The sequence below is a fragment of the Anaerolineales bacterium genome (genome assembly GCA_022866145.1).
In the GTDB taxonomy this organism is placed as follows: Bacteria; Chloroflexota; Anaerolineae; order Anaerolineales; family E44-bin32; genus PFL42.
The window spans coordinates 1-10,941 of sequence record JALHUE010000497.1; the positions used below are offsets into that span (position 1 = coordinate 1).

Here is a 10,941-nt window from a genome sequence, read left to right on the forward strand (position 1 = left end):
AGGGGGTCGCCATGCTACAATCCCGCCCGAACCCAGGAGGCAAGATGACGAACGCGCTTGAGATCCGCAACCTGTTCGCCAGCGTCGAGGGCAAGGAGATCCTGAAGGGGGTCACCCTCACCGTCCGCCCCGGCGAGATTCACGCCCTGATGGGCCCCAATGGCACAGGCAAGACGACCCTGGCCAATGTCCTGATGGGACACCCCCATTTTGAAGTCACGGCAGGCGAGATCGTGTTCAAGGGGCAGAATCTGGTCGATCTGAAGCCGGACGAGCGCTCCCGCCTGGGTTTGTTCCTGGCGTTTCAGTATCCGGTGGCGATCCCCGGGGTCTCGGTGGCCAACTTCCTGCGCTCGGCGATCAACGCTCGACGCAAGGCGGCCAATCCGGAGGACAAGGGCATCGCCGTCCCTGAGTTCCGCAAGCTGCTCAAGGAGAAGATGGACTTGCTGAAGATGCCGCATGACTTTGCCGGCCGGTACCTGAATGAGGGATTTTCGGGCGGCGAGAAGAAGCGGGCTGAGATTCTACAGCTGGCGACGCTCGAGCCCGAGATCGCAGTCCTGGACGAGACCGACTCCGGCCTCGACATCGACGCCCTCCGCATCGTTTCCCAGGGCGTGAACACCCTGGCGGGCCCGCACCTGGGAGTGCTGGTGATCACGCACTACCAGCGCATTCTGAACTACATCAAGCCCAACTATGTGCACATCATGCTCGGCGGCCGAATTGTCGAGACCGGGGGCGCCGACCTGGCCGAGCACCTCGAAGAGCAGGGGTACGACTGGATTCGCGAGAAGCAGGAAGCGGTTATCACGGAGGCGTAGCATGGCATCCCCGGCAGACGTCAAGTCCCTCGAAGGGCTTGACCGGTACAAGTATGGTTTCAGCGATCCGGATGAGACGGTCTTCAGGACGCGCAAGGGGCTGGATCGCCAGGTGGTCGAAGACATCTCGCGCATGAAGGCAGAGCCGGAGTGGATGTTGGCGTTCCGGCTCAAAGCGCTCGAGCACTTCCAGGCGCGGCCCATGCCGAACTGGGGGCCGGATCTGAGCGGGCTGGATCTGGACGAGATCTTCTACTACGTACGTCCGGCCGAAGCCGAATCCAAGAGCTGGGATGATGTCCCGGACACGATCAAGAAGACCTTCGACCGGCTGGGCATCCCCGAGGCCGAGCAGAAGTTCCTGGCCGGCGTAGGCGCCCAGTACGAATCCGAGATGGTCTACCACAGCATCCAGAAGCACCTCGCCGACCAGGGGGTCATCTTTCTGAGTATCGAGAACGGGCTGAAGCAGCACCCTGACCTCTTCCGAGAGTACTTCGGGACCATCATCCCGCACACCGACAACAAGTTCGCGGCCCTCAATGGCGCCGTGTGGTCTGGTGGGTCCTTCATCTACGTCCCGCCAGGTGTGAAAGTCGACCTGCCGCTGCAGGCCTATTTCCGTCTGAACACCGCCAATATCGGGCAGTTTGAGAGGACCCTGATCATCGTCGATGAGGGGGCACAGGTCCACTACGTCGAGGGCTGCACGGCGCCGACCTACACCACCAATTCGTTCCACAGTGGTGTGATCGAGATCGTTGTGAAAAGAGGAGCCCGATGCCGGTACACCACCATCCAGAACTGGTCGGTGAACGTCTACAACCTGGTAACGCAGCGGGCGATCGTGCACGAAGACGCGACCATGGAGTGGGTGGATGCCAATCTGGGAAGCAAGCTGACGATGAAGTATCCGTCCTGCTATTTGGTGGGGAAGGGGGCGCACGGCGAAATCCTGTCAATGGCCTTCGCCGGCGCCGGCCAGCACCAGGACGCCGGCGGCAAGGTCGTGCATGTCGCGCCCAACACCTCCAGCAAGGTCACCTCGAAGTCGATCAGCCAGGCTGGCGGTCGGGCCTCGTATCGGGGGCTGCTCAAGGTCCACAAGGGCGCCACCGGCTCCAAGTCGAACGTGGTTTGCGACGCCTTGTTGCTGGATCCGAAGTCACGCTCGGATACGTACCCCTACATTGAGATCGACGAAGACGACGTCACGATTGGCCACGAGGCCTCGGTCAGCAAAGTGGGCGAGGAGCAGCTGTTCTACCTGATGAGCCGCGGCCTGAGCCAGGAAGACGCTACCACGATGGTGGTCTCCGGGTTCATCGAGCCCCTGGTGAAAGAGCTGCCGATGGAGTACGCCGTCGAAATGAACCGCCTGATCCAGCTGCAGATGGAAGGCTCGATCGGCTAGGTCGCCGGGACGCCTCCCGGATTTCGGAGAAGGAACGCAGATGAGCACACGTACCGTCGTCCGGCGCGAGCCGGATTCCCGCCGGACAGGCGCGGCCGAGTTCCGCCTGACCGAGGCTGACATCCGCCGGCGAGCCGCAGCCTCCGGCGAGCCCGGCTGGGTGCTCGAAGCCCGGCTGCGCGCCTGGCAGCGCTACCTCTCCCTGCCGATGCCGGAACCGCGCGACGAGGCCTGGCGGCGCACCGACTTGAGCGGCCTGCCGGCTGACCACGTCCAGTGGCTCCCGGTGGACGATCTGCCGGTCGATCCGGCGCTGCTGCTGCCGATCACGGATGAGAGCCAGGCTGGCCTGATGATCCTGCGGCCGGGTCTGCCGACGCTGGCGAATGTCGATCCCGGGCTGGGCGGCCGCGGCGTGGTCTTCACCGACTGGTCCACCGCGGTGCGCGACCACAGCCGCCTGCTCCAGCAGAACTTGGGGCGGCTCGTCGATCCCGCCAGTGCGAAGTTCGCCGCCTTGGCGGCGGCGGTAGCCGACACCGGAGTGATCCTGTATGTCCCGCCTGGCGTCGTGCTTGAGCAGCCGCTACATTCCGTGATCTGGGCGCCGGGCGCTGGACGGGCGTTCGCCACTCGGGTGCTGGTGGTCCTGGGCAAGGGGGCGGCTGCAACCTTCATCCATGAGTTCGCTTCCCCCACCGAGCCGGAGAATGCCGCCTTCCACGCCGGCACGCTGGAGGTCATCGTCGAGGACGAGGCTCAGCTCACCCTGGTCGAACTGCAGACCTGGGGAGAACATGTGTGGACCATTTCCCACGAGAAGGCGCAGGTCGGCGCCGGCGGGCGGGTGGACTGGATCTTCGGAGCAGTCGGCAGCCATCTGACCAAGAACTTCAGCGAACTCAGCCTGGTTGGCGAAGGCGCCGAGGGCAGGATGTCCGGGTTCTACTTCACCGACGGTATGCAGCACCTCGATCATGACACGCAACAGAACCATCTCGCCCCCCATACCACCAGTGACTTGCTCTTCAAAGGCGCACTCATTGGCAAGAGCCGGTCGGTGTGGCAGGGAATGATCTATGTCGCCCCCGGGGCTCAGAAATCCGATGGCTACCAGGCCAATCGCAATCTGCTGCTGAGCCGAGGGGCCCGGGCCGACTCAATTCCCGGATTGGAGATCCTGGCAGACGATGTCCGCTGCACGCACGGCGCCACGGTTGGCCGACTGGAGGAAGAACCCCTATACTATCTGATGACCCGGGGGATCCCCAGGGCGGACGCAGAACGCCTGGTGGTTCATGGGTTCTTCGCACCGATCATGTCCCGCATTCCGTTCGAGGGGGTGCGCGAGAGGTTCCAGCGCATGATCGATGAGAAGATGCGGCAGTCGATCCGATGACCAGCGGCAGTGTACGACAGGCAGGGACGAGGATGCGCAGGCGAGAACTGACGGCCACCAGTCTGCCGGCCACAGCCGAGCGCTATGAAGTTGGGCAGCTGGTGGATGTGTTCTGTGACCATACCGACCAGGACAACCGGGTGCGCACGTGGCTGCAAGGTGTGGTGGTCCAGGCCGAGTACAAGATGGTCGCCATTCAATTCAATCAAGATGTCTACCTGACGGACGGCTGGATGGTGCCGGATCGTGTGCTGTGGTGTCAGCAGGGCGGAGACAACATCCGGCCCTCCACCAGCCGCCGACGCCCGTTGCCGCCCAAGAGGCGCAAACGGAGATAGCCCGAATGCCGACCGCCTCCACCGCAGCCTTTCTGGCCACATCGCTCCGGGCCGATTTTCCTATCCTCTCTCGGGAAACCCGGCCCGGCGTTCCATTGGTCTACCTGGACTCGGCCGCAACCTCCCAGAAGCCCCGGGCGGTTATCGAGGCCATGTCGGCCTACTACGAGCGGCAGAACGCCAACATCCATCGCGGCGTTCACCAGCTGGCGGAAGAGGCCACCCAGGCCTACGAGGATTCCCGGCGGCGGCTGGCTCGCTTCATTCATGCCCCATCCAGCCGCCAGGTGGTGTTCACCCGCAACACCACCGAATCCATCAATCTGGTTGCCCACGCCTGGGGCCGAAGCCGGGTGAAGGCGGGAGACGTCATCCTGCTGACCGAGATGGAGCACCATTCGAACCTGGTGCCCTGGCAGATGCTGGCCGCCGAGCGGGGCGCGGTGCTCGAGTTCATCCCGGTGCGAGACGACGGCCGGCTGGACATTCCCGCCTTCCACTCCCTGCTCGACAAGCGGCCGGTTCTGGTCGCCCTGACGCACATGTCGAACGTGCTGGGGACGATCAACCCGTTAGCGGACATCATCCCGGCCGCCAAGCAAGCCGGCGCCGTGGTCCTGGTGGATGCGGCCCAATCGGTGCCTCATCTGCCCGTGGATGTGCAAGAGCTGGGTGCGGACTTCGTCGCCTTCTCCGGGCACAAGATGTGCGGGCCGACCGGCGTGGGCGTGCTGTATGGAGGCGAAGACCTGCTGCAGTCGATGCCTCCCTTCCTCGGGGGCGGTGACATGATCAAGCGCGTTCGGTTGAGAGAATTCACGCCCAACGAGTTGCCGCACAAGTTCGAGGCCGGGACGCCGCCCATCGCCGAGGTGATCGGCCTGGGCGCAGCCGTGGATTTCCTGGACGGGGTGGGAATGGCAGCCGTTCGCCAGCATGAGCAGGCGCTGGCTGCGTACGCCCTGGAGCGTCTGGAGGAAGTTCCCGGCTTCCGGCACTTCGGGCCTCACGGGCCAGATAAGGGTGGCGTGATCTCGTTTTCCTTCGGAGACGTCCACCCCCATGACGTGGCGCAAGTCCTCGATCGGGATGGCATCGCGGTTCGGGCCGGGCACCACTGCGCCATGCCGCTGCATGAGAAGTTTGGGCTGGCGGCGACGACCCGCGCCTCCTTCTACCTGTACAACGACGAGGCCGATGTTGACAAGTTGGTCGACGGGCTATATAAGGTGCAGGCGCTGTTCCGCTAGGAGCACCCATGGATGACCTGTACCGAGACCAGATCATTGACCGCTACAAGAATCCGCGGATGCGGGGTGAGCTCGATCCGCATGACTTCTCCTATGAGGACGACAATCCGCTGTGTGGGGATCGGATTCGGATCGATCTGCGCCTTGACCCCCAGGGGCGAATTGCCGAGGCCTCCTTCTCCGGCACGGGATGCGCCATCTCCCAGGCCGCGGCCGACCTGCTGGTCGAGTCGGTCGTCGGCAAGCCACTGGACGATGTCAAAGCACTGACCAAGGAAGACCTCCTGAGAATGCTTGGCATCGAACTCGGCCCCGTTCGCTTGAAATGCGCCCTGCTGTCCCTCAAGGTGCTCAAAGCCGGGGTGTATGGCGTCGACCATTTGGACGCCGAGCTGGCGAGAGCCTGAGGCGCGGGCTGCCGAGCGACGTACCCGATGTTCAACTACCGCCTACCTGAGCAGAAGAACCTGGAGTACGTGCCCGTGGCCTCGCGGGACGAGCTCCCGCCCGGCGCCCGCCTGCGGATTGAGGTGGATGGCCAGGGGATTGTCCTGTTCAACATCGCCGGCACGCTGTATGCGATCGCCGACGTCTGTACGCACGACGACGGTCCGCTGGGGGAGGGTACCCTCGAAGGCCTGGGCTTGGAGTGCCCGCGCCACGGCGCCCGCTTCGATCTGGCCAGCGGCAGGGCGCTGACCTTGCCAGCCGTGGTGGATATCCCCGCCTACCCGGTGCGAATCGTCGGCACGCAGGTGGAGCTCGGCCTGCCGACCGATTGACGCCGACAGTTCCGGAGCCGGCGGGGAAGCGCGATGAGACCGACCCGCCGTCTCTCATATCGTGGCCGGTGATCTTCATCACCTTGCCGACTGCCTGAGCCAGAAGTGATGTATGATGTGCGGAGGGCCGTCCCCTGAGGACAGGGTGACGGCCCGATTTGCCGACTGCCTACCCAGCGCAAGGAGAGAGCCATGCCTCAGAAGAAGAAGCCGACCCGATCGGCAGCAAAGTCCGCCCCGAAGAAGGCGGCCAAGACGGCCAAGACCCAAGCCGCTCCCAAGAAGGGGAGCGTCCGAGCCAGGTGGGTCTACCGCTTTGACGAAGTCAAGGCTGCCGAGCGCAAGGCCGGTTCGTGGGACAAGGTGCGGGCCTTGCTGGGTGGCAAGGGCGCCAACCTGGCCGAGATGACCCGGATCGGGGTGCCGGTGCCGCCCGGCTTCACGATCACGACCGAGGCCTGTAATGCGTACCTCGCCCGGGGGGCGAAGTTCCCCTCCGGGATGTGGGAGCAGACGCTGCAAGCCCTCAAGGAGACCGAGAAAGCGACCGGCAAGAAGTTCGGCGACCCCAAGAATCCCTTGCTGGTGTCCTGCCGCTCCGGCGCCAAGTTCTCCATGCCCGGCATGATGGACACCGTTCTCAACATCGGTCTGAACGAGGACACCGCGGCCGGCATGGTCCGGCTGACCTCCGACCCGCGCTTCGTCTATGACTCCTTTCGCCGCTTGGTCCAGATGTTCGGCTCTGTGGTCATGGGCGTCGACGACGAGCCCTTCGAAGCGGTGCTGACCGAGTTCCGCGCCAAGCGCGGCGTGGCCACCGACTCGGAACTCAGCCCCGAGGATTTCAAGGCTATCGTCCAGGAGTTCCGGACAATCGTCCGCAAACAAACCGGGCGTGAGTTCCCGCTCGATCCGATGGAGCAGCTGCGACTGGCGATCGAGGCGGTCTTCAAGTCCTGGAACGGCAAACGCGCCACCGACTACCGCAACGCCGCCAAGATCCCGCACGACCTGGGCACGGCGGTCAGCATCGTCACCATGGTCTTCGGCAACATGGGCTCCGACTCGGCCACCGGCGTCGCCATGACCCGCAGCGGCAACACCGGCGAGAAGGAGATCGAAGGCGACTACCTGACCAATGCCCAGGGCGAGGACGTCGTGGCCGGCACCCGCCTGACCAAGCCGATCTCCGAGCTGGCGACCGAGATGCCGAAATCGTACGCCGAGTTCGCCAGGATCTGCCGCCGGCTGGAAAAGCACTACCGCAACATGCAGGATGTCGAGTTCACCATCGAACGCGGCAAGCTGTGGATGCTGCAGACGCGCGATGGCAAGCGAACCGCCCAGGCCGAAGTCCGGATCGCGGTCGACATGGCCGAAGAGCGCCTGATCACCAAGAAGGAAGCGGTGATCCGCGTGAGGCCCGAGCAGGTGGATTTCTACCTGCACCCGCAGTTCGATCCGGCGGCGGTCAAGGCGGCGGAGAAGATCGCCGCCGGCCTGAACGTCTCACCGGGCGCCGCCGTGGGCATGATCGCCTTCGACGCCGACACCGCCGAACGCTGGTCCAAGGAAGAGAAGAAGCAGGTGATCATGGTCCGGCCCGAGACCAAGCCGGACGACGTGCACGGCATGCTGGCCGCCAACGGCATCCTGACCAGCAAGGGCGGCCGCACGTCGCACGCCGCCTTGGTCGCCCGCCAGTTCGGCAAGCCGGCGGTCGTCGGCGTGGTTGCGCTGGACATCGATCTTGAAAGTCGCAAGATGACCGTGGGCGGCAAGACGTACAAGGAAGGCGACTGGGTGTCGATCGACGGCACCACGGGCAACGTCTTCGCCGGACAGGTGGCGACGGTCATGCCCGACGTCAGCGATCCCTACCTGATCCAGCTGCTGTCCTGGGCCGACAGCTTCCGCCGCCTGCAGGTGTGGGCCAATGCCGACTACCCGCGCGACGCCGAGCGAGCTCGGCGCTTTGGGGCTCAGGGCATCGGCCTGTGCCGCACCGAGCACATGTTCTTCGAGACCGAGCGCCTGCCTTCGGTCCAGAAGATGATTCTGGCCAAGTCGGCCGAGGAACGGGATCAGGCTCTGGCCAAACTGCTTCCGTTCCAGCGATCGGATTTCGATGGCCTGTTCCGGGCGATGGACGGGCTGCCGGTGATCATCCGCCTGATCGATCCGCCAATGCATGAGTTCCTTCCGTCCCACGACACCCTCCTCCAGGAAGTCACCGAGCTGCGCGTGCGCGGCAACGATCCTGCACAGCTGGCGGAGAAGGATCAGATGCTGGCCGCCGTCGAATCGATGCGCGAAGCCAACCCGATGCTCGGGCTGCGCGGCGTCCGCCTTGGCATCCACATCCCCGAGCTGACCCGGATGCAGGTGCGGGCGATTTTCGAGGCAGCCTGTCAGTGCGCCAAGGATGGGATCGACGTCCATCCGGAGGTGATGATCCCGCTGACATCGCACGTCAACGAGCTCAAGGCCCAGCAGACGGCCCTGGAGGCTGTGGCGCTGCAGGTGATGAAGGAGCAGAACATCAAAATCGACTACAAGTTCGGGACAATGATCGAGATCCCGCGAGCAGCGCTGACGGCGGACGAGATCGCGCAGTACGCCCAGTTCTTCTCTTTTGGCACGAACGACCTGACTCAAACGACCTTCGGGATCTCGCGTGACGATGCTGAGTCCGGCTTCCTGATGGAGTACCTGGAGAAGGGGATTCTGACAGAGAATCCATTTGCCAGCATCGACGAAACCGGCGTCGGCAAGCTGATGCAGTGGGCCGTGCAGGAAGGCCGTAAGACTCGGCCGGGGCTGGAGGTCGGGATCTGCGGTGAGCATGGTGGCGACCCGCAGTCGGTGTGGTTCTGCCACAAGATCGGGCTGGACTACGTTTCGTGCTCACCGTTCCGGGTGCCAATCGCCCGCCTGGCCGCCGCCCAGGCCGCCCTGGGCAAGGGTAACGAGGACAAGTAGCCAGGCCTGACCGACAGAGGTTGTTTGGACGTTGGGTTTGGGCGCGCCCGCCCAAACCCCACGATTTGCTCTCGGGACTGTGGGCGTGCGGCTGTACGTGCCGGGCTGCAGGGCAGACGCCGGAGGGGGAGACCTCAGCCGCGAATGAAGCGGGTCAGGTCGGGGTAGATCAAAGAGCCGTGATCCCCGCGGGTCAGTGGTGTCCGGTTGGCGGTCTCGAAGTTGCGGTGGACCTCGCGCAAGGCCCGCACTTGCCATCCCGGCGGCTGCTGAGAAAAGACCACCAGGGCTGCGGTGAACATGCCGGGGATCAGCAGCAAGGCCGAGCCATCCTCCGCCTGAGTTGCCAGCATCCGTCCGGCGGAGGCCTCGGTGCCGATCGGGCCGAAGGTCCGCAGCAGCGCCATCGCCTCTTCGGCCGCCGGCGGGAGCCGGCCCTCGATGAAGATCCGCTCGCGAGTCGACATGTCATACAGGGCGAGGCCGAGACAGACGGCTTCATTGAGCTGCATCAGAAACGTGGTCTTGCCTTCCTCCAGGATCACCCGCCAGCGATCGCTCTCCGGATAGGCCTGGCGCAGGCGCAGGGCGACCTCGCGCTGCTCCACGTAGTGGCGATGAATTGCGCGGTATTGCGAGGCATTGATGCGCCCCTGCTGCAGATCCTGCTCGAGGCGGGCCATCTTCTGGTCCAGCGCTGTCAGCATCTGCGTCAGGTCGTCGGCCGGGTCCAGAGGCAGAGCGACGGGGGGAGCGGCAGGCGCCGCGGCCACGAGTTCGGGGGCTGCCAGAACGAGCTCGGGAGGGGCCGGTTCGGGATCGGCGGGCTTGACGAACGGTGCCGCGTGAAGCGGCCCGGTTTCGCCCTCCGTCTGACTTAGGCGTGTCTCCTGCTCACGCAAGAGCTCACGGACGGCTCGCAGCTGACCCTCGCTGATTGATCCATCGCAGAACGCCACGGCCGCCGAGAAGAAGCGCCGCCGCGCCAGATCGAGGCGGGCACGGGCCCCTTCCAGCTCCTGCGCCGGATCCGGCTGCCTACGACGCGCAGATGGTGCTTGCGGCGGCCGGGGCGCCGCCCGTTCGGTCTGCACGGCAGGTTCCTCCCGCATAGCTGGCATATCGCCATGATAACGGCTGAGACAGGATCCGATCAGATGACCGTTGTACCAGGATTGGATCGCCGAGGGCTCACTGCCGGCGGGAGGTATACTTGGCGAAAGCTGCCCGACCGGGCGGCTGTTCGCTCTAGCCGAGGAATGCACGATGAATGTCGCACAGCGCATAGCCACTCTCGGCCTTGTCGCCGGCGGACTGGCAGCCTGCCGCAGTGGTGCGGCTCTGACGACGGCCACACCCTCTCCGGCGCAGGTTTTCGCCACTGCCGCCGCCATCGCTGAGCTCACCCAATCGGCCGTGACTCCGACCCCGACCCTTTCCCCCAACACGGCCACGCCCGAAGCGCCGACGGTCACGCCTACCCTGGCCGCCAGCGCCACTCCGGACCGGCCGATCCTCACGGCACTCTACAACGCCTACGTGCGCTCAGGGCCGGACGAGGTCTACCCGAATGTTGACTTTATCCTGCAGAACCAGACCGCCGAAGTTGTCGGGCGCTACGACAACCTTGGGCCCGGAACTTCGGCGGGCCCTTGGTGGCTCGTTCGTCGCATCGGCGGGGGGCTGGACGGTTGGGTCTTTGGCGGCGCCGTGACAGTCGGTGGGAATGTCAACTTCGTGCCTGCCGTTGATCCGCCTCCAACCCCGGCTGAGTAGCGGATTCTCCCCCGGAGCTCGCTAGGCCGGGCCCTCCCTCCAGCTGTCAACCGAAGCCCTCCGCCAAATCTGTCGGATCCGCTCAACCTCACTGCTCCCCCGCTGGGGGCATTCGCTCCTGCTGGACCGGCGGAGCGATGCAAGCCTCCCGCGCCAGCTCGTCGCCGGCG

At 64.9% G+C, this 10,941-nt stretch carries 10 protein-coding genes; 9 read left to right on the top strand and 1 reads right to left on the bottom strand.

Translation table 11 applies throughout. The annotated features are described in order from the left end of the window. The first annotated feature begins 44 nt into the window (after positions 1 to 44). The 8 genes from sufC to ppdK all read left to right on the top strand — a co-directional run bounded on the left by sufC (position 45) and on the right by ppdK (position 8,995). Positions 45 to 827 (top strand): Fe-S cluster assembly ATPase SufC, encoded by a 783-nt coding sequence (gene sufC, locus MUO23_14530; GenBank protein ID MCJ7514165.1) that lies wholly within the window; start codon positions 45 to 47, stop codon positions 825 to 827. Between the two features lies 1 nt (position 828). Next, positions 829 to 2,241 (top strand): Fe-S cluster assembly protein SufB, encoded by a 1,413-nt coding sequence (sufB, locus tag MUO23_14535; protein ID MCJ7514166.1) that lies wholly within the window; start codon positions 829 to 831, stop codon positions 2,239 to 2,241. 40 nt (positions 2,242 to 2,281) lie between these two features. Beyond that, on the top strand, positions 2,282 to 3,640 hold the full coding sequence (sufD, locus tag MUO23_14540) for a Fe-S cluster assembly protein SufD (protein MCJ7514167.1): 1,359 nt from the start codon (positions 2,282 to 2,284) through the stop codon (positions 3,638 to 3,640). 32 nt (positions 3,641 to 3,672) lie between these two features. Beyond that, positions 3,673 to 3,978: a hypothetical protein gene (locus tag MUO23_14545; protein ID MCJ7514168.1), complete on the top strand. Its 306-nt coding sequence runs from the start codon at positions 3,673 to 3,675 to the stop codon at positions 3,976 to 3,978. A gap of 5 nt (positions 3,979 to 3,983) precedes the next feature. Then, entirely contained in the window at positions 3,984 to 5,228 is a 1,245-nt protein-coding gene (locus tag MUO23_14550; GenBank protein MCJ7514169.1) for a cysteine desulfurase, read from the top strand. A gap of 8 nt (positions 5,229 to 5,236) precedes the next feature. Then, positions 5,237 to 5,635, top strand: a complete 399-nt coding sequence (locus MUO23_14555; protein MCJ7514170.1) for an iron-sulfur cluster assembly scaffold protein — start codon at positions 5,237 to 5,239, stop codon at positions 5,633 to 5,635. Positions 5,636 to 5,662: 27 nt separating this feature from the next. Continuing rightward, positions 5,663 to 6,010, top strand: a complete 348-nt coding sequence (locus MUO23_14560) for a non-heme iron oxygenase ferredoxin subunit (protein MCJ7514171.1) — start codon at positions 5,663 to 5,665, stop codon at positions 6,008 to 6,010. Positions 6,011 to 6,202: 192 nt separating this feature from the next. Further along, positions 6,203 to 8,995, top strand: a complete 2,793-nt coding sequence (gene ppdK / locus MUO23_14565) for a pyruvate, phosphate dikinase (GenBank protein MCJ7514172.1) — start codon at positions 6,203 to 6,205, stop codon at positions 8,993 to 8,995. 134 nt (positions 8,996 to 9,129) lie between these two features. Here the strand turns inward: ppdK and MUO23_14570 are convergent, their stop codons facing one another. Further along, positions 9,130 to 10,089, bottom strand: a complete 960-nt coding sequence (locus MUO23_14570; protein MCJ7514173.1) for a hypothetical protein — start codon at positions 10,087 to 10,089, stop codon at positions 9,130 to 9,132. 172 nt (positions 10,090 to 10,261) lie between these two features. On the opposite strand from MUO23_14570, the gene MUO23_14575 reads away from it, so the two are divergent. Continuing rightward, the gene (locus MUO23_14575; protein MCJ7514174.1) at positions 10,262 to 10,771 is read left to right on the top strand and encodes an SH3 domain-containing protein; all 510 of its coding nucleotides are present in this window, start codon (positions 10,262 to 10,264) and stop codon (positions 10,769 to 10,771) included. Positions 10,772 to 10,941 lie beyond the last annotated feature (170 nt).

What these genes read in the sequence shown, in the direction of transcription:
- sufB (MCJ7514166.1), top strand. Translation starts at nt 829, where the DNA reads ATGGCATCCCCGGCAGACGTCAAGTCCCTCGAAGGGCTTGACCGGTAC.
- sufC (MCJ7514165.1), top strand. Translation starts at nt 45, where the DNA reads ATGACGAACGCGCTTGAGATCCGCAACCTGTTCGCCAGCGTCGAGGGC.
- MUO23_14545 (MCJ7514168.1), top strand. Translation starts at nt 3,673, where the DNA reads ATGCGCAGGCGAGAACTGACGGCCACCAGTCTGCCGGCCACAGCCGAG.
- MUO23_14575 (MCJ7514174.1), top strand. Translation starts at nt 10,262, where the DNA reads ATGAATGTCGCACAGCGCATAGCCACTCTCGGCCTTGTCGCCGGCGGA.
- sufD (MCJ7514167.1), top strand. Translation starts at nt 2,282, where the DNA reads ATGAGCACACGTACCGTCGTCCGGCGCGAGCCGGATTCCCGCCGGACA.
- MUO23_14550 (MCJ7514169.1), top strand. Translation starts at nt 3,984, where the DNA reads ATGCCGACCGCCTCCACCGCAGCCTTTCTGGCCACATCGCTCCGGGCC.
- ppdK (MCJ7514172.1), top strand. Translation starts at nt 6,203, where the DNA reads ATGCCTCAGAAGAAGAAGCCGACCCGATCGGCAGCAAAGTCCGCCCCG.
- MUO23_14560 (MCJ7514171.1), top strand. Translation starts at nt 5,663, where the DNA reads ATGTTCAACTACCGCCTACCTGAGCAGAAGAACCTGGAGTACGTGCCC.
- MUO23_14555 (MCJ7514170.1), top strand. Translation starts at nt 5,237, where the DNA reads ATGGATGACCTGTACCGAGACCAGATCATTGACCGCTACAAGAATCCG.